A 19,875-nucleotide genomic window follows, 5' to 3' on the forward strand; every position below is an offset into this window, starting at 1 on the left:
CGGGGCGGCCGTCCTTTGAGAGGAATGCGAAAACGCGCCGCCTAGGAGCGGCGCCACCACTGGATCTGAGGGCGATTTCGCATGCCCCCCAGGTTAACCGCCGGACCAAGATCGCGCAACGCGACACCCGCTCAGGCAGTGACAAAAGGCGGGCAATGGATCTAGCCTCGACGTCCATGGAACGGCCCTGGGCGTGGCGTCCGGTGACGGTGACCGCGGTCCTGACCGCCGGCGTGGCCCTCGCACTGAGCCCCTGGTACGGCTACCACCGCGACGAGCTGTACTTCCGTGTCCTGGCCGGCCACCCGGCCTGGGGGTACGTCGACCAGCCCCCGCTGACGCCCATGCTGGGCAAGGCGGCGCTCGGGCTGTTCGGCGACACGGTGACGGCGCTGCGGGTGTTCCCCGCGCTGGCCGCGGCGGTCGTGGTCGTGCTGGTGGCGCTGGTGGCGCGGGAGCTGGGCGGCGACCGGCTCGCCCAGACGATGGCCGCCGTGGGCGCGGCGACCGGGGCGTACACGCTGATCGCGGCGCACACGCTGCTGACGGTCAGCTTCGACCTGCCGCTGTGGACGGCGGCGATCCTGTTCGCGCTCCGGGCGCTGCTGCGCGAGCAGCCGCGCTGGTGGCTCGCGGCGGGCGCGGTGATCGGGCTGGCCACCTACAACAAGCACCTCATCGCGCTGCTGGTGCTGGGCCTGGCGGCGGGCCTGCTGATCGCCGGGCCGCGGCGGGCGCTGGGCAGCCCGTGGTTGTGGGGCGGCGCGCTGCTGGCCGCCGTGCTGGCCGCGCCGAACCTGGTCTACCAGGCCACGCACGACTGGCCGCAGCTGTCGATGGCCGCCGCGCTCAGCGCGGACAAGGGCGCCGAGATGCGGGTGATGTTCGTACCGATGCAGCTCACGCTGTTCGGGCCGGTGGTGTCGGTGGTCGCGGCGCTGGGGTTCGTCCGGCTGTGGCGCGACCGGCGGGTGCGGGCGGTGGCGGTGGCCTATCCGGTGACGGCGGTGCTGACGCTGGTCAGCGGCGGGCGTTTCGACTACACCGCGGGACTGATCGTGGCGCTGTTCGCGGCCGGGTGCGTGAGCGTGTCGCGGGCGCGGGCCGGGCGGGTGCGCGCGGCGTGGGCGTTCCTCGCGGTCAACGCGGCGGCCTGCGCGGTGCTCGCGCTGCCGCTCGTGCCGGTCGGCGCGCTGGCCGCCACGCCGGTGCCGGCGATCAACGAGGTGGCCCGCGAGTCGGTCGGCTGGCCGCGCTTCGCCGCCGCCGTCGGCGGCGTGCTGCGGTCGCTGCCGCCGGACGAGCAGGCCCGCGCGGTGGTCGTGACGGGCAACTACGGCGAGTACGGCGCCCTCGGCCGGGCGGGCCTGACCCGGGTGTACTCCGGCCACAACCAGCTCTGGGCGTACGGACCGCCGCCGGACGACGCGACCGTGGCGATCCTGGTGAACGCGGGTGGCCGGGCCCGCGCGCTGTTCGGCTCCTGCGAGCAGAAGGCCCGCGTGGACAACGGCGTGGACGTCGACAACGAGGAGCAGGGCATGCCGGTGTGGCTCTGCCGGGATCCCGTCCGGCCGTGGTCCGCCACCTGGCCGATGTGGCGACATTTCAGCTGACCACATTACATTTCGGGACTTATCCGAGCTTGTTAGGATCAGCGCCCTTGCTTTCCCGACAGGATCTCTTCACCCTTCTCGACAGAGGCGGAAAGATCACCTCTTCCTCACCGTCGTGAACGTCGTGAAGGAGAGCACGTGCGCAACACCCTCACCTGGCGTGCGATCCTGACCGGGATCGTCACCGCCGCCGCCCTGGCCGTCCCCCAGGCCCCGGCGCACGCGGCGCCCGATCCCGGCAAGATCTCCCAGACCGTCCAGGCCGAGCTGGACAAGGACGGCAAGGCCACCTTCTGGGTCCGGATGAAGGGCACCGCCGATCTCGGCGCCGCCCGCCGGGCCGCCACCAAACGGGCCAGGACGCAGCTGGTCTACCAGGCCAAGACCGAGCGGGCCAAGACCTCGCAGGCCGGGCTGGTCAAGCTGCTGGACGCCCAGAAGGCCGACTACACCTCGTACTGGATCGTCGACGCCGTACGGGTGACCGCGGACGCCAAGCTGGCGTCGGCGATCAGCGAGCTGCCCGAGGTGGACCGGATCGACCCGGTCACCGTCGTCGCGCTGCCCGAGCCCGTGACCGGCAGGGCCGAGCCCAGGGCCGGCGCGGTCGAGTGGAACGTCGACCGGATCGGCGCCCCGCGGGTGTGGAGCGAGCTGGGCGACCGGGGCGAGGGCATCGTGGTCGCCTCCATCGACTCCGGCGTCCAGTACGACCACCCCGACCTGGCCGCGGGCTACCGGGGCAGGAACCCCGACGGCTCCTACACCCACGACTACAACTGGTTCGACCCGGCGCGCGTCTGCCCGTCGGCGGCGCCGTGCGACAACAACGGCCACGGCACGCACGTCATGGGCACGATGGCGGGCGCGAACGGCATCGGCGTGGCGCCCGGCGTGCGCTGGATCGCCGCCAAGGGCTGCGAGGTCAACACCTGCACGGACGCCTCGCTGCTGGCCGCCGGCCAGTGGGTGCTGGCCCCGACCGACCTGAACGGCGCCAACCCGCGTCCCGACCTCGCGCCGGACATCGTCAACAACTCCTGGGGCGGCAACGGGTTCGACCCCTGGTACGTCGAGACCGTCCAGGCGTGGGTGGCGGCGGGCATCTTCCCCGCCTTCGCCAACGGCAACGAGGGCCCGGCCTGCCGCACCAGCGGCTCGCCCGGCCAGTACGCGATCAGCTACAGCGCGGGCGGCTTCGACGTCAACAACGTGCTGTACAGCAGGTCGAGCAAGGGCGAGGGCCAGGACGGCGAGATCAAGCCGAACATCGCGGCCCCCGCGGTGAACGTGCGCTCCTCGGTCCCGGACGACGACTACGACTCCTACACCGGCACGTCGATGGCCTCGCCGCACGTGGCCGCCACGGTGGCGCTGATCTGGTCGGCCGCGCCCCGGCTCCAGGGCGACGTGGCCGCGACCCGGCCGCTGCTGGACGGCACGGCGATCGACGTGGCCGACACGAGCTGCGGCGGCACCGCGGCCGACAACAACGTCTGGGGCGAGGGCCGGCTGGACGCCTACGCCGCCGTCCAGGCCGCGCCGGACGAGGGGCTGGGCGAGCTGCGCGGCACGGTCACGGCGGCGGGCGAGCCGGTGCCGGGCGTGACGGTCAAGGTGACCGGTCCGCTGGCGCGCGCGGTCGTCACCGGGCAGGACGGCACGTACACGATCCCGCGCCTGCTGCCCGGCGAGTACGCGCTGACGGCGGAGAAGTTCGGCTACGACCGCGGCAGCGCCACGGCCACGGTGACCGCCGAGCAGGTCACGACCGGCGACGTGCCGCTCGTCCGGCAGCCGTCCGGCACGCTTTCGGGCACGGTCAGCACGGCCGGCGTGCCCGAGCCGGGCGCGACCGTGGCCGCCGGCGGCACGCCGGTGAGCGCGGTCACCGACGCCTCCGGCCGGTACACGATGACGCTGCCGCGCGGGACGTACACGCTGACGGTCACCCCGGTCTCGCGCTGCTCCAGCGGCGCGAGCGCGCAGGTCTCCATAGACGGGGACGACGGGAGCACGGTCAGGGACGTGGAGCTGCCGCTGCGCGGCGACGGCTTCGGCTACACCTGCCGGGCGGCGGCGCAGCCGTACGTCGCCGGGACCGAGAAGCTGGCGCTGACCGGCGACGACGAGGCCGTGCAGGTGACGCTGCCGTTCGCGGTCCCGTTCTACGGCACGGGGCAGTCCAGGGCGTGGATCAGCACGAACGGGCTCGTCACCTTCGCCGCCGACCGGGTCACCACGGGCAGCAACAGCCGCCTGCCGGGCACGGGCACGCCGAACAACGCGGTCTACCCGTACTGGGACGACCTGAAGGTGGACGCCGAGGCGGGCGTCTACACCGGCGTGGCGGGCACGGCCCCGCACCGCCAGTACGTCGTGGAGTGGCGCAACGTCACCTTCTACAGCGGGACCGGCGAGCGGGTGTCGTTCGCCGCGCTGCTGGGCGAGGACGGCTCGGTCTCCTTCCGGTACAAGGACGTCGAGAGCGAGCGCGAACAGGGCGCCAGCGCCACGGTCGGCATCGAGAACGCGGCCGGCACGGACGCGCTGCTCTACTCCTACGAGGAGGCCGCGCTGGCCACCGGCCGCGGCGTGACGTTCACCGCGAGCCGGCACGGCCTGGTGACCGGCGTGGTCACCGACGCCAACGACGGCGAGCCGCTGGCCGGGGCGTCGGTGAAGCTGGGCGACGTGGCCTCGTTCACGACCGGCGCGGACGGGTCGTTCTTCGGGCAGGTCCCGGCGGGCGACCACGACGTGGTGGTGGCCAAGGAGAACTACGGCACCTTCACCAAGCCGGTCACCGTTACGCCCGGCACGCTGACCAGGATCGACACCGCCCTGGTCACCGGCCGGGTGAGCGCCTCGGCCGCCGAGCTGAGCGCGGTCATGCCCGCCGGGGCGACCAGGACGCGCACGGTTGAGCTGACGAACCTGGGCTCCCCCACCGCCTACACGGTGACGAGCGACGCCGACTGGGCGTCGGTCACGCCGCAGACGGGCGAGCTGGCCAAGGGCCAGAAGGCGACGCTGCGGGTGACGCTCTCCGCCGCCGGGGTGACGCCCGGCGGGATGCGCACCGGCAAGCTGGTCGTCAAGTCGGCCAGCGGGCGGCAGCCGGCCATCGAGATCAAGGTGATCGTGGTGGTGCCCAAGTTCCAGGTGGCCGTCGACGCCGGCGGGTCGAAGGCGCTGACCGACGCCGACGGCGACGCCTGGGCGCCCGACCGCCGCTGGACCCAGGGCGGGTACGGCTACGTGGCGACCTCGACCAAGACGGCGAGCACGTCCAGGACCATCGCGGGCACCGCCGACCAGGCGCTGTTCCGGACGGCCAGGGAGGGCATGCTGGAGTACCGGTTCGACGGCGTGCCCGCCGGGACGTACACGGTGGAGCTGGACTTCGCCGAGGTGAAGAGCACGCAGATGGGCAAACGGGTCTTCGACGTGCTCGTCGAGGGCCAGCTCGCGATCCCGGCGCTGGACCTGGCGCTGGAGGCGGGCACGTACACGGCGGTGGCCAGGCAGTACACGGTGAAGGTGACCGACGGTCAGCTCAACGTGCGCTTCGCCGCCCGGCAGGGGGCCACGCTGGTCAACGGCGTGCGCGTCTCCGAGCGCCCGGACAAGGCGCTGCCCTGACCGTCCGGGGTCCCGCCGTTCCTGGTGCGGCGGGACCCCGGGCCGGGGCCGGGATCGGTGGCGAGCCTGGAATCGGATCGGGGCCGGGGTCAGCGTCCGGCGGTCGGCAGCGGGGCGAGGTCGGGGCGCTTGGGCGCGACGCCGTCGCCCGAGGAGCGCCGGTTGATGCGCCTGCCGATCCACGGGCCGAGGTAGGTCCTGGCCCAGCGCAGGTCCTCGCGGCGGGCGGCCGTCCAGACCGGCGGTCGTCTGGCCGGGTACGCCTCGCGCCAGTCCTCCGCCACCGGCACGCCGAGCACCTCGGCGGCCCGCAGCGCCACCCGGCGGTGGCCGTCGGGGCTGAGGTGCAGGCGGTCGGCGTTCCAGGCGCGCGGGTCGCGCAGGACCGGCATCGGCCACAGGTCCACCAGCAGCGCGTCGTAGCGGCGGGCGATGTCGTGGATGTGCAGGTTGTAGACCTCGATCTTGGAGTGGGCCAGCCGCATCACCGGCACGTGCCGCAGGTCGAAGCCGGTGAACATGAGCACCCGGCTGCCCGCCTCGGTGAGCGTCCTGACGCCCTCCTCCAGCCGCCTGGCCACGGACGCCGGTCCGCTGCCCGGCCGCAGGATGTCGTTGCCCCCGGCGCACAGCGAGACCAGGTCGGCGCCGAGCTCGACCGCCTTCGGCACCTGCTCCGACACGATCCGGTCGATCAGCCGGCCGCGGACGGCGAGGTTGGCGTACCGCAGTCCGGGCTCCCCGGCCTGGCGGCGGTCGGCCTCGATGTGCTCGGCCAGCCGGTCTGCCCAGCCGCGGAACCCGTGGTCGGCCGGGTCCTCAAGTCCTTCGGTGAAACTGTCCCCTAGGGCGACATACGACGTGATTCGTCCCATGACCGGATAGTTTGCCAAGGACCTTTCTCCCTACGCGACCGTAACCCCCGGCTACCACCCGTCCCGCCCGATCTGTTACTGGTTAGGACATGAGACGCGTGCGGCTGCGGCGGGACATCCCCGTCCCGATGCCCGACGGTGTGACGCTGCTGGCCGACCACTACGCCCCGGCTCATGGGCGGCCGGGCCCGGCGGTGCTGATCCGTTCGCCGTACGGCCGGCGCGGCCTGTTCGGCTGGATGTACGGCCGCGGCTTCGCCAGGAACGGCTTCCACGTGCTGATCCAGAGCTGCCGGGGCGGCTTCGGCTCCGGCGGCAGCCTCGACCCGCTCGGCGACGAGCACGACGACGGCCTGGCCACCATCGCCTGGCTGCGCGAACAGCCCTGGTACGGCGGCTCGTTCGCCATGTTCGGCCCCTCCTACCTCGGCTACGCCCAGTGGGCCGTCGCCGCCGAGGCCGGGCCCGAGCTCAAGGCCATGGCCACGCAGATCACCGCCTCCCAGTTCAGGGACGCCGCCTACGTGGGCGGCGCGTTCGCGCTGGAGTCGACGCTGAGCTGGACCACGCTCACCGACACCATGACGCGCCGCTTCGTCGGCGGGGCCGCGATGCTGACCGCCCCCAGGGTGACCCGCCGGGCCGTGTTGTCGGGGCGGCCGGTGGCCGAGCTGGACATGGCCTCGGCGGGCCGGCCGCTGCGGTTCTTCCGCGACCTGCTGGCCCACCACGCCGACCCGGCCGTGCCGTACTGGCACAAGCGCGACTTCTCGCTCAAGGTCGGCGAGGTGGAGGCGGCGGTCACCATGCTCGGCGGCTGGTACGACGTCTTCCTGCCCTGGCAGCTCAAGGACTACGCGGCGATGCGGGCGGCCGGGCGGCGGCCGTACCTGACGATCGGGCCCTGGTACCACGTCGACTCCCGGCACGGGCGGCCCTCGAAGGCCGAGGCGCTGGCCTGGTTCCGCGCCCACCTCATGGACGACCCGTCCGGCCTGCGGACGGACCCGGTGCGGCTGTACGTCACCGGGGCCGGCGAGTGGCGCGACTACCCCGACTGGCCGGTGCCGGGCGTGCGGGAGCAGCGCTGGCACCTGCGGCCGGGCGGCGGGCTGGACCCGCGCGAGCCCGAGGAGGCCGGGTCCGACCGGTTCCGCTACCACCCCGCCCATCCGACGCCGGCGATCGGCGGCCCGGTGCTGCTGGCCGACTCCAGGCCGCGTGACCAGCGGCGCCTGGAGGCCCGGCGCGACGTGCTGGTCTACAGCTCCGCGGCGCTGGAGGCCGACGCGGAGATGATCGGCCCGGTGCACGCCGACGTCTACGTCCGGTCCAGCACGCCGCACGTGGACGTCGTGGTCCGGGTCTGCGACGTGCACCCCGACGGGCGCTCGCTCAACCTGTGCGAGGGGGTGCGCCGGCTGGGCCCGCACACCGCCGATGACGGGAACGCCGAAGGGAACGGCGACGGTGTGCGCCGGGTCCGGGTGGAGTTGTGGCCGATCGGCCACCGGTTCCGCCGCGACCACCGGATCCGGGTGCACGTGGCGGCCGGCGCGTACCCGACGATCGCCCGCAACCCGGGCACCGGCGAGCCGGTGGGCGCGCCCGGCGGCCCGATGGTGCCGGCCGACGTCGAGGTGTTCCACTCCCCCGCCCGCCCCTCGGCCGTGGTGCTGCCGCTGTGCGCGCCGCGCGGCTGATGTCGCTGGTCCTGCTGTTGCAGGCCAGGGGCGGGATGACGGCGGCCGAGCTGGCCAGGGAGCTGGAGGTCTCCGAGCGCACGGTGCACCGCGACGTGCTGGCGCTGTCGGAGGCGGGCGTGCCGGTCTACGCCGACCGCGGGCGCGGCGGCGGCTACCGGCTGCTGGACGGCTACCGCACCCGGCTGACCGGCTTGGACCGGGCCGAGGCCGAGGCGCTGTTCCTGTCGGGGGTGCCCGCGGCGCTGCGCGAGATGGGGTTGCAGGAGGTCGCCGCGACGGCCCGGCTCAAGGCCGCCGCCGCGCTGTCGCCCTCGCTGCGCGACGCGCCCGCCACGGCCGCGCAGCGTTTCCACCTGGACGCGCCCGGCTGGTACGCCGCCGACACGCCGCCGCCCCCGGCGCTGGCCCCGCTGGCCAGGGCCGTCTGGAACGACCTGCCGGTCACGGTGGTCTACAAGGAGCGCACGCGGGAGCTGGAGCCGTACGGGCTGGTGCTGAAGGCGGGCGCCTGGTACCTGGTGGCCCGCCTGCGCGAACGGTTTCTGATCTTCCGGGTGGACCGCATGGGGGACGTCCGCGCGCGCGAGCCGCGCTTCGAGCGGGACGCGGACTTCGACCTGGCCGCGTTCTGGGCCGGGCAGGCGGCCGAGTTCAGCCGCTCCCTGCTCAGGGACGTGATCACGTTGCGGCTGACCCCGGCCGGCCGGCGCATGCTGCGGTACGTCGCCGACCCGGCCGCCCTGGACGACGCGCTGGCCTCGCTCCAGCCGGACGGGACCGTGCGGCTGGCCGTGGAGTCGACGCGGGTGGCCTTCACCCAGGTGCTGCGGTTCGGCCCGGAGGCCGAGGTGCTGGCGCCGGAGGAGCTGCGCGCCCAGGTCGCCGACGCCGCCGCCCGCATGGCCGAGCTCTACCGGCGCTGAGGGACGCCCGCGTGGCCCGGCTCCACCACGGGTGTCAGCGGTAGTCCTCCCAGCCGCCCTCGCCGCCCTTCTCCATGACCTCGGCGATGTAGCGCCACACCTGCGGCCGGCTGCCGTCCACGTCGGTGACGCCGTACGCCTCGGCCAGCTCGCCGCTGGTCACCGAGGACCCCGACCACCGGCGCCGGTCGGGGTCCTGGGCGAGGGCGGCCACGCCGCGACCGGCGTAGGCGGGGGTCTCGGAGACCATCCACGCGCTGTCCGCCTTCGCCTCGCGCCAGTTCTCCTCGGTGACGCCGAAGCCGTCCAGCATCGCCTCAGAGCGCAGGAACCCGGGCGTGACGGCCACCGCCGTCCCGCCGTACGGGCGCAGCTCGTGGGACCAGGCGAAGGCCAGCCGGTTGACCGACAGCTTGGCGAGGTCGAAGTAGACGTTCTCGCGGTAGCGGGTCCTGTGGAACTCCCAGGTGCCGTCGGTGACCTCCACGACCAGGCCGCCCTCGTGCCGGATCAGCAGCGGCAGCAGGTGGCGGGCGCTGATGAGGTGGGTGTCGACGGCCAGCCTGAGCAGGCGCAGCCCGTCGTCCAGGTCCTGCTCCCAGACGGGGGTCTCCCATTTCCACAGGTGGTCGCCGCCCCACACGTCGTTGACCAGCACGTCCAGGCGGCCCTGTTCCCGTTCGACGCGGGCGGCCAGCCCGGCCACCGCCGCCGGGTCCAGGAAGTCGACGGGGACCGCGATGCCCGTCCCGCCGGCCGCGCTCACCAGCTCGGCGGTCTCCTCGATCGTCTCCGGACGGTTCATCTCCGAACGGCGCTCGCGCGTGCTCCGTCCGGCGCAGTAGACCGTCGCTCCGGCCGCCCCCAGGGCGACCGCCATTCCTCGTCCCGTTCCGCGGGTCGCGCCCGCCACCACAACAATCACGGGCACGATCGTGGCCCGAATACCCGCCACCTCCTGTCATGTTTTCCGCAGGAACGCCGTGATAAGTAATTGATTACCATGAACAGCGAATTCGAGCTCCGCGGGGTCAACCACATCGCGCTGGTCTGCTCGGACATGAAGCAGACCGTCGACTTCTACTCCGGCGTGCTGGGCATGCCGCTGATCAAGACGATCGAGCTGCCCCTGGGCTGGGGCCAGCACTTCTTCTTCGACTGCGGCGGCGGCAACGCGCTGGCCTTCTTCTGGTTCCCCGACGCGCCCGAGGGCGTGCCGGGGATCTCGGCGCCGAAGAACCTGCCGGACCGGGGCGAGCTGCTGTCGGCGGTCGGCTCGATGAACCACATCGCCTTCGACGTGCCGCCCGAGCGCATCGAGGAGTACCGCGACCGGCTGGTGGCCAAGGGCATCGACGTGGGCGTGCTGCTCAACCACGACGACAGCGAGTTCGGCGTGGCGCCCGCGATGCACGAGGGCGTCTTCGTCCGGTCCATCTACTTCAAGGACCCCGACGGGATCCTGGTGGAGTTCGCCGCCTGGACGCGGCCGGTCGGGCAGCCGGGCGACGTCCGGCACGAGCCCAAGACGGCCGCCGACCGGACCGTCTGATGCCGCGGCTGCGGCGGGTGCCGCCGGAGGAGGTGACCGACCCCGTCGTCCGGTTCTTCCACGACCGGCTGCTGTCCCCCGACGGCACGGGGACCGCGACCGGCTCGCCGGGCGACTGGTGGACGGTCTTCGCCCTCGACCCCAAGATCTTCCGCCACTGCGTCAAGGGCTTCCAGATCTACCGGGAGTCACGGCTGGACCCGGTGCTGCGCGAGCTGGGGCAGACCAGGGCGGGCTGGGCGCGGCAGAGCCAGTTCGTCTACTCCCAGCACTGCAAGCAGCTCAGGGCGCTCGGCGTGCCCGAGGAGAAGGTGCGGGCGGTGGCCTCCTGGCAGGTCAGCGACCGGTTCGGCGAGCTGGAGCGGGCGGTGCTGGCCTACACCGACGGCCTGGTGCTCGACGGCGGCCGGGTGCACGACGAGGTGTTCGCCGTGCTGCGCGCCCACCTGCCCGACGAGCAGATCCTGGAGCTGACCTACATCGTCTGCCTGTACGAGATGCACGCCACCATGGCGCGGGCGCTGCGGCTGGAGTTCGACGACCGCCCCGACCCGATCACCGAGGTGCCCGCCCCCGAGGGGTACGGGACGCGCGACATCGCCGACGAAGTGACCGTTCGTCGCGAGTAGCCGACCATTCGCCGATCGCCCGGTTCCGCGCGGCCCGGGAGGGACTTAACGTGCCGTTGGCGAGGGGTGGCTTGGTCTCACATATTGAGATTTCATCTCGACATTTAGGCCAAACCGTAATGTTCCGGACATTGGGTTTAATACCACCGGAAAGCTAATCTCCCTCCATTGACGACGTTGTCAGGAGCCGGTCAACACGCCGCTCCTGATCCCCCAATCGGAGGGCCGATGACTACCGGGGAATCCGGGCAGCCGCCGCGTACCGACCGCAGCCCGTGGAACTGGCTGCTGGTCGTGCCGATCGTGCTGCCGCTGCTGACGTTCCTGTTCAACTCCGACGAGCCGCGCCTGCTCGGCTTCCCGCTGTTCTACTGGCTGCAGCTCGCCTTCATCGTGGTCGGCGTCGGCTGCACCACGATCGTCTACAGGATGACCAAATGAGCGGGCACGTGACCGAGCTGGTCGTCTTCGGGCTGCTGTTCATCCTGGTCAGCGGCATGGGCTTCGTGGCGGCCCGCTGGCGGCGGCCCACCGACCTGGCCAGCCTCAACGAGTGGGGCCTCGGCGGCCGCAGCTTCGGCTCCTGGGTCACCTGGTTCCTGGTCGGCGGCGACCTCTACACCGCCTACACGTTCGTGGCCGTGCCCGCGCTGGTGTTCAGCTCCGGCGCGCTCGGCTTCTACGCGCTGCCCTACACCGTGGTGGTCTACCCGCTGGTGTTCCTGGTGCTGGCGCGGATGTGGTCGGTCTCGCACGTGCACGGGTTCGTCACGCCCGCCGACTTCGTCCGGGCCCGGTTCGGGTCGCCGACGCTGGCGCTGCTGATCGCCATCACCGGGCTGGTGGCCACGATGCCGTACATCGCGCTGCAGCTCGTCGGCATCGAGGCGGTGCTGAAGTCGATGGGCATCACCGGGCACCTGCCGATCATCATCGCCTTCGCCATCCTGGCGGCCTACACCTACCAGTCCGGCCTGCGCGCGCCCGCGCTGATCGCCTTCGTCAAGGACGCGCTGATCTACATCGTGATCCTGGCCGCGGTCATCTACATCCCGGCCAAGCTGGGCGGCTGGGGCAACATCTTCGACATGGCGCAGGCCAAGTTCGACAAGACCCCCGCGCCGGGCGACGGCATCCTGCTCAACGGCGCCAACCAGCTCCAGTACGTCACGCTGGCCTTCGGCTCGGCCCTGGCGCTGTTCCTCTACCCGCACAGCCTCACCGGCGTGCTGGCCTCCAAGAACCGCAACGTCATCAAGCGCAACATGTCGGCGCTGCCCGCCTACAGCTTCGTGCTCGGCCTGATCGCGCTGCTGGGCTTCATGGCCATCGCGGCCGGCACCAAGCCGGTCGGCGGCGACCCGAACACGATCGTGCCGAACCTGTTCGACCAGCTCTTCCCCGACTGGTTCGCCGGCGTGGCGTTCGCGGCGATCGGCATCGGCGCGCTGGTGCCGGCGGCGATCATGTCGATCGCGGCGGCGAACCTGTTCACCCGCAACATCTACCGCGAGTACATCAACAAGCAGGCCACCGACGCCCAGGAGGCCAACGTCTCCAAGGTCGTCTCGCTGGTGGTCAAGGTGGGCGCGGTGCTGTGCATCCTGCTGCTCGACCCGCAGTTCTCGATCGACCTGCAGCTCATCGGCGGCGTGATCATCCTGCAGACGCTGCCGTCGGTCGCGCTCGGCCTGTACACCCGCTGGTTCCACAAGGGCGGCCTGATGGCCGGCTGGGCCGCGGGCCTGGCGGCGGGCATGTGGATGCTCTACCTCATCCCCAACCCGGCCAAGGGCAAGGAGCACTTCGGCGGCTCGGCCTTCAGCCTGTCGAACCTGGGCCTGGACACCAAGATGACCATCTACGCGGGCTTCCTCGCGCTGATCGTCAACCTGGTCGTGGCCGCGGTCGCCACGCTGATCTTCCGGGCGGCCAAGGTGGCCGACGGCGCGGACGCCACCCGGCGCGGCGACTACTTCGCCGACGAGGGCGACCCGGACGTCAAGGACCTGGACCTGGCCGGCTCCCACTGACGCTCACGGCCGCTGGAGGTAGCCGGGATCGGCCACCTCCAGCTTGGCCCGGACGGCCTGGACCAGGGCGGCGGTGAGCGCGTCGTCGCCGTCGAAGCGGCCCGCGCGGACGGCGGCGGCCAGCTCGGCGTCGTCGGCCACCCCCAGCGCCGCCAGCCGCGCGGCGTGCTCGGCGGCCTGGTCCTGGCCCAGCTCCATCTCCCGTTCGACCATGGCGAGCACGTTGATCGCCACCCGCGTGTGGAAACGCACCCGCCCCTCGACCGCGGGCAGCACGTCGTCCCGCAGGAACCCGCGGACGGCCGCGACGAGTTGCGCGGCGGTGGGCACGTCATGGGGCTGCGCCATCGGCGGCACTCCCGTCACCTCGGCTCCGGAGCCGTACGCCCGCGCACGGCCAGTCGTGAGCCCAGGCATAAGGATCATCGCCCTGCCTGTCAAGGCCCCCGGCCCACGGATGACCTTTCTCCACCCCGGGGACGACAGGCCTCCGCCCACGATCGGCGTGTCTCTACCGAGCCGCCCGTACCGGCGGTGGCGGGCCCCCGCGCGACGATGGCACGCTTCCCGAGCGGCCCGGCCCTCCGGGGTCACGCGGACGGCCCGGACGGCTGGGAAAGTCGCCCGGCGCAGCTCCCGGCCCCCGGCTTCCCGGGCCGCTCAGCCGCAGTCAACCCGAGGGAGCGCAGCATGAACGACGACGTACGCGTCAAGGCCTGCCGCATCAACGACCACGTGGAGCTCATCCACGACTCCTCCCCGGACGTCGTCCTGGAGATCCCGCGCCGCGACTGGCAGCACTTCCTGGAGGCGGTCAGGTCGGGCGCGTTCGAGCTGGAGGTCCTGCCCCGCAAGGCCGAGGAGAACGCGGCCTGACCCCGTCCCCTCCGAAGGGCCCGGCGGCCGCGGATGCCCTGCGGCCGCCGGGCCCTTTCGCGTGCCGCGGCGCGTCCGCGCGGGCCGGGCGGCCGCGGGCGGCACGATGGGGAGCCGGTTCTGTCGGTGGGCACGCGTACGGTCGTTCCAACCGGACGATGGGTGATATGTCGGTGACCGAGGAGCAGGCCGCGGTGCTCGCCCTGACCAGGGCCACCGCCGGGCCGTGGCACCACACCGCGCGGGTCGTGGAGGCCCGGGGCAGCGCGGTGCGGCTGGCCCGCGGCGACCTCGGCGGGCTCGGCGAGCACGACAGGGCGCACGCCGCGCGGGTCGTCGCGCGGCTGCGGCCGGGCGACCTCGGCCGGGCCGAGGCGCTCATCGCAGCCTGTCCCGCCGCGCTGGTGACCGTGCTCGACGACGACTATCCGGGCAACCTGGCCTGCGCCCACAACCTCCAGCCGTTCCTGTGGGTGCGCGGCCGGCTCGGGCCCGGCGACCACCGGTCGGTGGCGGTCACCGGCGACGCCCCCGGCGCCCGCGCCGCGGCCCGCGCGCTGTCCGCGGCCGGCCTGACCGTCGTGTGCGACGCGCCGCGCACCGCCGGCGCGGCGGCGACGGCCGGCGGCCGCGCGATCGTGGTCGGCCCGGACGACGGCCGGCCGGTGACCGGGGGGCTCGGGGCTCTCATGGGCGGTGCGGACGGCGGGCGGCCGGGCGTCGGCGGGCCCGGGGCCGTCGTGGCGGTGTCGCCGTTCTGGCCGGGCACGGCCACGACGGCCCGGACGCGGGCGGTGACCGGGCTGGTGACCAGCGGGCTGGCCGCCGCGCTCTACGTCACCGGCGCCTGCGACGGCGAGCGGGCGGCGATGGCGCTGTCCCAGGGCAAGCACGTCTTCGCCGCGCCCGGCCTGCCCTGGACGCCCCGGCTGGCCTACCGGGGAGGAGTCACTGTCGTAGCGGGCATTGACGAGCTGGCGCGCCAGGCGGTCAATCTTGTAGATGTGACCCGGCTGACGACCGTCTTCTGACCATGGGCGACGCCCGCGCGGTGACCGAGGCGTACCTGCAGATCTTCCGCAACGTCCCGGCCGCCGGTCCCGGCGTCTGCCGGATCTGCCACACCGGCGCCGGCGGGCCGTCCGGGCTCTGCGTCACCTGCGGCGTCACCACCCAGGGCCTGTACCGCCACACCGAGCACGTCGTCCCCGTCTCGCTGTGCGTGCGCGACGGCGACGGCGCCCAGCTGCACGCGATCGTGACCCGTCGCAGGGACCCGCCGGGCAGCGTGCGCCGGGTGCCCTTCCTGGCCGCCACCGTGGCGCGTTTCCACCGGGCCCACTCCGCCTGCCTGACCCGGCTGGCCGGCGGTCCCTTCACGATGGTCACCACGCTGCCCGGAACCCGGCTCGACCGGCCCATCGAGGTCTTCGGCCCGATGCCGCGGATCGTGGACATGGTCGGCGACCTGCGCGGGCTGCACCGTCCCGTGCTGATGGCCGGGTCGGCGCAGGCGGCCGAGAACCTCGCTCGGCGGCGTTCGGACGAGCGGGCCTTCCAGGTGCTGGGCCGCGTCGACGGCGCGCGGGTGCTGCTGGTGGACGACCTGTTCGTCTCCGGCGCGCACGTCCAGAGCGCGGCCTCGGCGCTCTACCTGGCCGGGGCGCGGGCGGTGGTCGCGCTGGTGATCGCGCGGCTGGTCTTCCCGCGCGCCGGCGGCGACACCGCCCGGCTGTGGGAGCGGGCCTGCGCCGAGCGGTTCGACTTCGATCGCTGCTGCTGCGCGGGCGCGCCGACCGTTGACCGCGCAACGGATTTCGGTTGAGATCACCCCATGAGCTTCGCCGTGCCCGAGCACGTCCGGCCGATCCGCGACGCCGTGCGCGCGTTCATGACCGAGCGGGTCGAACCGGCCGAGGAGGTGCTGCACGAGGGCGGGCCGCGGGCCGCCGCCACCATGGCCGGGCTGCGGGACGAGGCCAGGAAGGAGGGCCTGTGGGCCCTCGGCCACCCGCGCGAGCTGGGCGGCGGCGGGCTGCCGTTCCTCGACTACGTCTACGTCAACGAGGTCCAGGGCCGCAGCGAGTACGGGCAGCTCGCCCTCGGCACGTTCACCCTGCAGGACTCGCTCATGCTGCACGAGCACGCCTCCCCCGAGCAGCGCGAGCGCTACCTGGAGCCGCTGGTGCGCGGCGACATCTCGCCCAGCTTCGCGATGACCGAGCCGGAGGTCTCCAGCAGCGACCCCACCCAGCTCACCACCTCCGCCGTGCTCGACGGCGACGAATGGGTGATCAACGGGCACAAGTGGTTCACGACGGGCGCGTCGGTGGCGGCGTACACGACCGTGATGTGCCGGACCGAGCCGGACGCGCCGCCCCACCGGGCCTTCTCCATGATCCTCGTGCCGACGGACACGCCCGGCTACACGATCGTGCGCGAGACCCCCGTGCTCGGCCTCGGCGGCGCGCACTGCGAGGTGCGCTACGAGGACGTGCGGGTGCCGGCCGCGAACCTGCTGGGCGAGCGCGGGCACGGCTTCGTCATCGCCCAGCGGCGTCTCGGGCCCGGCCGGATCTTCCACTGCATGCGCTGGCTCGGGCAGGCGCAGCGGGCCTTCGACCTGATGTGCCGGCGGCTGCACGCGCGCACCGCCTTCGGCGAGCCGCTGGCGGCCAAGCAGCTCATGCGGCAGCACGTGTTCGACTCCTACACCGAGATCCAGGCCGCCCGCCTGCTCACGCTCCAGGCCGCCGAGGCCGTGGACGCCGGCTCGCAGGCCCGCGTCGAGATCGGCGCGATCAAGGTGGTGGGGGCGCGCATGCTGCACAACGTCATCGACCGGGCCGTCCAGGTGCACGGCGCGGCCGGCCTGACCCCCGACACGCCGCTGGACCGCATGTACCGGCACGCCCGCGCCGCGCGCGTCTACGACGGCCCCGACGAGGTGCACATCGACGCGGTCGGCCGCCGCCTCCTGGGCGCGTACGCGGCCGGCGGCGCCTGGGAGTTCCGCCCCCGATGAACCGCGTCGAGACGATCGTCCGCGAGGTGTACGGCCCGGACGCGGCCGTCCCGTACGCGATCAGGCTGCCCGGCGGGGCCTCCAGGGAGACCTGGGCCCTGGACGTGGTCGTCCCCGGCGGCGACCGGCACGAGCTGGTGCTCCGGCTCGACGGGCCGGGGGCCGCCCTGGAGGCTGGGACGGGGCTGGCCGAGGAGGCGCGGCTGATGCAGGCGGCGGCCGTCGCCGGGGTCCCGGTCCCGCACGTCGTGGCCGCCGCCGGGGTCCCGGTCCCGCACGTCGTGGCCGCCGCCGGCCCACCAGCCGGACCGCCCACCGGCCCACCCACCGACTCGCACACCGGCCGGCCCCCTGGGTCGCCCGCGCGACCGCTGGCCGAACCGTCCGCCCGGCCGCCCACTCAGCCGCCCGCCGGGCCGTACGTCCTGATGAGCCGGATCCCCGGCGAGACCATCCCGCGCCGGATCCTGCGGGACGAGGCGTACCGGGAGGCCAGGCCGAAACTGGCCGCCCAGTGCGGGCGGGCGCTGGCGGCCATCCACCGCATGCCACTGTCCTGCCTGCCCGAGACCGGCCCCGCGACCGAACCCGAACCCGCGACCGCCCCCAAGACCGCGCCCCTCGAATCCGCGCCTGCCGGGACCGCGACCGGGACCGGGACCGCGACCGCGACCGCGCCTGCGACCGCGCCGCAGGCCGTGCCCGCTGACCCGCTGCGGTTCTGGCGTGGCGTGCTCGACCTGACCGGCCAGCCGCACCCGGTGTTCGAGCTGGCCCTGCGCAGGCTGGAGGCCGATCGGCCGCCCGCCGTCCCGGCGAGCGTCGTGCACGGCGACTTCCGCAACGGCAACCTGATCGTCGGCCCGGAGGGCGTCAGGGCCGTGCTCGACTGGGAGCTGGCCCACGCCGGCGACCCGCTGGAGGACCTGGGCTGGCTGTGCGTCAAGGCGTGGCGGTTCGGCTCGCCGCTGCCCGTGGGCGGGTTCGGCGGCTACGCCGAGCTGATCGCCGCCTACGAGGAGGCCGGCGGCCGGCCCGTCGACCTGGACGCGCTGCGCTGGTGGGAGACGTTCGGCGTGCTGAAATGGGGCATCATCTGCGTCATGCAGACCATGCGGCACCTGCGCGGCGGCGCCTCCTCGGTCGAGCTGGCCGCCCTCGGCCGCCGCGCCTGCCAGAACGAGTGGGACCTGCTCGGCCTACTGACCTGAGCTGGCCGGGCCGGGCCGGGCCGCCCGCCGGTCGGCCCGCCGGAGCCCTCAGCCCCCGGCGACGGCCGCCGCGATCACGTCCACCAGCCCCTCCACCACCTGCGATCGGTCCACCTCCGGATGCTCCAGCCACCAGTCGCCCGTCGTCTGCACCATGCCGACGAACGCGTGGCCGAGCACCTGCGCCCGCACCGGGTCGGCCACCACCCGCTCGTCGGCCAGCACCCGGCGCAGCTCCTCGCCCAGGCCGCGCACGAGCGAGGTCATGTGGGAGCGGATGCGGGTGTCCTCGGCGCTGGCCCGGTGGAACAGGAAGCGGTAGAGGTCGAGGTTGGCCGAGATCAGGTCGAGATAGGCGCCGATGGCGGCGCGGGCACGGGCCCGCAGGTCGGTGCCGGGCCCGGCGAACTGCGGGCGGAGCTGGGCGATGACCGTGCGCACGTGGCGGTCGGCCAGCGCCTGGTACAGGCCGCTCTTGTCGCCGAAGTGGCGGTAGAGGACGGGTTTGGTGATGCCGGCCTCGGCGGCGATGGCCGCCATCGACACCTCGGGGCCCTCGGCCACGATGGCCCGGTCGGCGGCGTCGAGCAGCGCCCTGCGCCGGTCGGGGTCCCGTCTGCTCATCTGCCCAGGATAGATCGCAGACGACGCGGCAGCAGCGCCGAGAAGACCAGTAACGCGCCGGTGTAGGCGTACAGGCCGGTCGCCCCGGCGAGGGTGCCGGGCGGCTCGGCCCACGGCGGCTCCCACAGGCCGGGCAGCGCGCCCGCCAGGCCGATCGCGGCCCGCAGGTCGAGGGCGAACAGCACGCCCGCCACCGCCAGCGGCACCCCGCAGGCCAGCGCCGCGGCGGGCCAGGCGGCCAGCACCGCGACGATCAGGGCCGCCGCCGCCAGCAGGCCCACCCCGGCGGGGGCCGGAGCGAAGGCCGCCTGCCCGGCCCGCAGCGCTCTGGCACCCGCCTCGGTCAGGTAATAGACGGGGGGAACGGCGGCCAGGCCCACGCCGACGCCGATCAGAACTCGTACCTCACCGGTCACAGAGGCCATCGTCCCCCGCTCACGGACCGCTCACGCGGCGGTTAGGTTTTTGGGCATGAAGAACACCGGCACAGGCCCAGGCGCCATCACCCCCGACGGATCCCCGGTCGAGTTCTACACCCTCCTCCAGCCCGGCCGCGACGCCGACGTCGTCATCCAGGAGACCCCGCCCGGCGGGTCCGTCCTGGAGCTCGGAGCCGGCGTCGGCAGGGTCACCCACGCGCTCGTCGAGGCCGGGTTACAGGTCGTGGCCGTGGACGAGTCCACCGAGATGCTGGCGCACGTGCGCGGGGCCGAGACCGTGCACGCGCGGCTCCAGGACCTGCGGCTCGACCGGCGCTTCGACACCGTCACGCTGGCCTCCCAGCTCGTCAACGTCGTCGACGTGGAGGTCAGGCGGTCCTTCCTGGCGGCGTGCGCGCGGCACGTCAAGCCGGGCGGGGCGGTGCTCGTCCAGTGGATGACGGCCGAGCGGCACGACGGCTGGCGGGCCGGCTCGGGCAGGAAGGACGGCGACGTCACGATCACCCTGGCGGAGGTCGAGGAGATCTCCCCCGGCGTGTTCGCCGCGACCATGCGTTACGAGCACGGCGACCGGGTCTGGACCCAGTCGTTCACCTCGCGCCGCATGACCGACGAAGAGCTGGCCGACGCCCTGGCCGCCGAGGGGCTGCGGCTGGAGCGGTTCCTCACCGAGGACCGCATGTGGTTCCTGGCCCGCCCCTTTACATCGTAGATTTCGGT

The 19,875-nt window shown here is 73.5% G+C and carries 19 protein-coding genes; 14 read left to right on the forward strand and 5 right to left on the reverse strand.

Features of this window, described 5'->3' with window-relative positions:
* The first annotated feature begins 176 nt into the window (after positions 1-176).
* Together ACFYUV_RS33455 and ACFYUV_RS33460 are read left to right on the forward strand one after the other, a co-directional pair.
* Positions 177-1,616 (forward strand): glycosyltransferase family 39 protein, encoded by a 1,440-nt coding sequence (locus ACFYUV_RS33455; RefSeq protein ID WP_387675507.1) that lies wholly within the window; start codon positions 177-179, stop codon positions 1,614-1,616.
* Positions 1,617-1,754: 138 nt separating this feature from the next.
* Entirely contained in the window at positions 1,755-5,261 is a 3,507-nt protein-coding gene (locus ACFYUV_RS33460; protein ID WP_387675510.1) for a S8 family serine peptidase, read from the forward strand.
* Positions 5,262-5,350: 89 nt separating this feature from the next.
* On the opposite strand, the gene ACFYUV_RS33465 is transcribed toward ACFYUV_RS33460, so the two are convergent.
* Complete coding sequence (locus tag ACFYUV_RS33465; protein ID WP_387675513.1) at positions 5,351-6,136, reverse strand: SGNH/GDSL hydrolase family protein; 786 nt, start codon at positions 6,134-6,136, stop codon at positions 5,351-5,353.
* 89 nt (positions 6,137-6,225) lie between these two features.
* Here ACFYUV_RS33465 and ACFYUV_RS33470 point away from each other — a divergent pair, with 89 nt between their 5' ends.
* Together ACFYUV_RS33470 and ACFYUV_RS33475 are read left to right on the forward strand one after the other, a co-directional pair.
* A complete protein-coding gene (locus ACFYUV_RS33470) occupies positions 6,226-7,839 on the forward strand; it encodes a CocE/NonD family hydrolase (RefSeq protein WP_387675515.1) in 1,614 nt (537 codons plus the stop codon).
* Entirely contained in the window at positions 7,821-8,765 is a 945-nt protein-coding gene (locus tag ACFYUV_RS33475; protein WP_352350891.1) for a WYL domain-containing protein, read from the forward strand. The genes ACFYUV_RS33470 and ACFYUV_RS33475 overlap by 19 nt, the downstream gene beginning before the upstream one ends.
* A gap of 34 nt (positions 8,766-8,799) precedes the next feature.
* On the opposite strand, the gene ACFYUV_RS33480 is transcribed toward ACFYUV_RS33475, so the two are convergent.
* A complete protein-coding gene (locus ACFYUV_RS33480) occupies positions 8,800-9,690 on the reverse strand; it encodes an SDR family oxidoreductase (RefSeq protein WP_387675519.1) in 891 nt (296 codons plus the stop codon).
* A gap of 78 nt (positions 9,691-9,768) precedes the next feature.
* Here ACFYUV_RS33480 and ACFYUV_RS33485 point away from each other — a divergent pair, with 78 nt between their 5' ends.
* The 4 genes from ACFYUV_RS33485 (at position 9,769) to mctP (ending at position 12,979) form a co-directional block, all read left to right on the forward strand.
* Positions 9,769-10,317, forward strand: a complete 549-nt coding sequence (locus tag ACFYUV_RS33485) for a VOC family protein (RefSeq protein ID WP_387675522.1) — start codon at positions 9,769-9,771, stop codon at positions 10,315-10,317.
* Positions 10,317-10,946: a carboxymuconolactone decarboxylase family protein gene (locus tag ACFYUV_RS33490; protein ID WP_387675525.1), complete on the forward strand. Its 630-nt coding sequence runs from the start codon at positions 10,317-10,319 to the stop codon at positions 10,944-10,946. Before ACFYUV_RS33485 ends, ACFYUV_RS33490 begins: the two co-directional genes overlap by 1 nt.
* Positions 10,947-11,174: 228 nt before the next feature.
* Complete coding sequence (locus ACFYUV_RS33495) at positions 11,175-11,387, forward strand: DUF3311 domain-containing protein (protein ID WP_352329975.1); 213 nt, start codon at positions 11,175-11,177, stop codon at positions 11,385-11,387.
* Positions 11,384-12,979: a monocarboxylate uptake permease MctP gene (gene mctP / locus ACFYUV_RS33500; protein ID WP_387675528.1), complete on the forward strand. Its 1,596-nt coding sequence runs from the start codon at positions 11,384-11,386 to the stop codon at positions 12,977-12,979. The genes ACFYUV_RS33495 and mctP overlap by 4 nt, the downstream gene beginning before the upstream one ends.
* 3 nt (positions 12,980-12,982) lie before the next feature.
* Here the strand turns inward: mctP and ACFYUV_RS33505 are convergent, their stop codons facing one another.
* The gene (locus tag ACFYUV_RS33505; RefSeq protein ID WP_364337380.1) at positions 12,983-13,327 is read right to left on the reverse strand and encodes a DUF6285 domain-containing protein; all 345 of its coding nucleotides are present in this window, start codon (positions 13,325-13,327) and stop codon (positions 12,983-12,985) included.
* A gap of 342 nt (positions 13,328-13,669) precedes the next feature.
* Between ACFYUV_RS33505 and ACFYUV_RS33510 the strand changes: the two genes are divergently transcribed.
* From ACFYUV_RS33510 to ACFYUV_RS33530, 5 genes are all read left to right on the forward strand, one after another.
* Entirely contained in the window at positions 13,670-13,855 is a 186-nt protein-coding gene (locus ACFYUV_RS33510) for a hypothetical protein (protein ID WP_352350903.1), read from the forward strand.
* Between the two features lie 167 nt (positions 13,856-14,022).
* Positions 14,023-14,886 (forward strand): hypothetical protein, encoded by an 864-nt coding sequence (locus tag ACFYUV_RS33515; protein ID WP_387675534.1) that lies wholly within the window; start codon positions 14,023-14,025, stop codon positions 14,884-14,886.
* Positions 14,887-14,888: 2 nt separating this feature from the next.
* Entirely contained in the window at positions 14,889-15,680 is a 792-nt protein-coding gene (locus ACFYUV_RS33520; protein ID WP_387675537.1) for a hypothetical protein, read from the forward strand.
* Between the two features lie 9 nt (positions 15,681-15,689).
* Positions 15,690-16,880: an acyl-CoA dehydrogenase family protein gene (locus ACFYUV_RS33525; RefSeq protein ID WP_387675540.1), complete on the forward strand. Its 1,191-nt coding sequence runs from the start codon at positions 15,690-15,692 to the stop codon at positions 16,878-16,880.
* Entirely contained in the window at positions 16,877-18,091 is a 1,215-nt protein-coding gene (locus ACFYUV_RS33530) for a phosphotransferase family protein (protein WP_387675544.1), read from the forward strand. The genes ACFYUV_RS33525 and ACFYUV_RS33530 overlap by 4 nt, the downstream gene beginning before the upstream one ends.
* Positions 18,092-18,139: 48 nt before the next feature.
* Here the strand turns inward: ACFYUV_RS33530 and ACFYUV_RS33535 are convergent, their stop codons facing one another.
* On the reverse strand, positions 18,140-18,715 hold the full coding sequence (locus ACFYUV_RS33535) for a TetR/AcrR family transcriptional regulator (protein ID WP_387675547.1): 576 nt from the start codon (positions 18,713-18,715) through the stop codon (positions 18,140-18,142).
* On the reverse strand, positions 18,712-19,131 hold the full coding sequence (locus ACFYUV_RS33540) for a hypothetical protein (RefSeq protein ID WP_387675549.1): 420 nt from the start codon (positions 19,129-19,131) through the stop codon (positions 18,712-18,714). The genes ACFYUV_RS33535 and ACFYUV_RS33540 overlap by 4 nt, the downstream gene beginning before the upstream one ends.
* A 55-nt stretch (positions 19,132-19,186) precedes the next feature.
* On the opposite strand from ACFYUV_RS33540, the gene ACFYUV_RS33545 reads away from it, so the two are divergent.
* Positions 19,187-19,867: a class I SAM-dependent methyltransferase gene (locus tag ACFYUV_RS33545; protein WP_387675552.1), complete on the forward strand. Its 681-nt coding sequence runs from the start codon at positions 19,187-19,189 to the stop codon at positions 19,865-19,867.
* The last annotated feature ends 8 nt before the right edge of the window (positions 19,868-19,875 follow it).

The organism is Nonomuraea sp. NPDC003560, from assembly GCF_042878785.1.
Classification (GTDB): Bacteria; Actinomycetota; Actinomycetes; order Streptosporangiales; family Streptosporangiaceae; genus Nonomuraea.

Excerpts from the sequence above, each read along its gene's own strand:
- ACFYUV_RS33455 (WP_387675507.1), top strand. The coding sequence starts at position 177 with ATGGAACGGCCCTGGGCGTGGCGTCCGGTGACGGTGACCGCGGTCCTG.
- ACFYUV_RS33465 (WP_387675513.1), bottom strand. The coding sequence starts at position 6,136 with ATGGGACGAATCACGTCGTATGTCGCCCTAGGGGACAGTTTCACCGAA.
- ACFYUV_RS33470 (WP_387675515.1), top strand. The coding sequence starts at position 6,226 with ATGAGACGCGTGCGGCTGCGGCGGGACATCCCCGTCCCGATGCCCGAC.
- ACFYUV_RS33485 (WP_387675522.1), top strand. The coding sequence starts at position 9,769 with ATGAACAGCGAATTCGAGCTCCGCGGGGTCAACCACATCGCGCTGGTC.
- ACFYUV_RS33490 (WP_387675525.1), top strand. The coding sequence starts at position 10,317 with ATGCCGCGGCTGCGGCGGGTGCCGCCGGAGGAGGTGACCGACCCCGTC.
- ACFYUV_RS33495 (WP_352329975.1), top strand. The coding sequence starts at position 11,175 with ATGACTACCGGGGAATCCGGGCAGCCGCCGCGTACCGACCGCAGCCCG.
- mctP (WP_387675528.1), top strand. The coding sequence starts at position 11,384 with ATGAGCGGGCACGTGACCGAGCTGGTCGTCTTCGGGCTGCTGTTCATC.
- ACFYUV_RS33505 (WP_364337380.1), bottom strand. The coding sequence starts at position 13,327 with ATGGCGCAGCCCCATGACGTGCCCACCGCCGCGCAACTCGTCGCGGCC.
- ACFYUV_RS33510 (WP_352350903.1), top strand. The coding sequence starts at position 13,670 with ATGAACGACGACGTACGCGTCAAGGCCTGCCGCATCAACGACCACGTG.
- ACFYUV_RS33515 (WP_387675534.1), top strand. The coding sequence starts at position 14,023 with ATGTCGGTGACCGAGGAGCAGGCCGCGGTGCTCGCCCTGACCAGGGCC.
- ACFYUV_RS33520 (WP_387675537.1), top strand. The coding sequence starts at position 14,889 with ATGGGCGACGCCCGCGCGGTGACCGAGGCGTACCTGCAGATCTTCCGC.
- ACFYUV_RS33525 (WP_387675540.1), top strand. The coding sequence starts at position 15,690 with ATGAGCTTCGCCGTGCCCGAGCACGTCCGGCCGATCCGCGACGCCGTG.
- ACFYUV_RS33530 (WP_387675544.1), top strand. The coding sequence starts at position 16,877 with ATGAACCGCGTCGAGACGATCGTCCGCGAGGTGTACGGCCCGGACGCG.
- ACFYUV_RS33535 (WP_387675547.1), bottom strand. The coding sequence starts at position 18,715 with ATGAGCAGACGGGACCCCGACCGGCGCAGGGCGCTGCTCGACGCCGCC.
- ACFYUV_RS33545 (WP_387675552.1), top strand. The coding sequence starts at position 19,187 with ATGAAGAACACCGGCACAGGCCCAGGCGCCATCACCCCCGACGGATCC.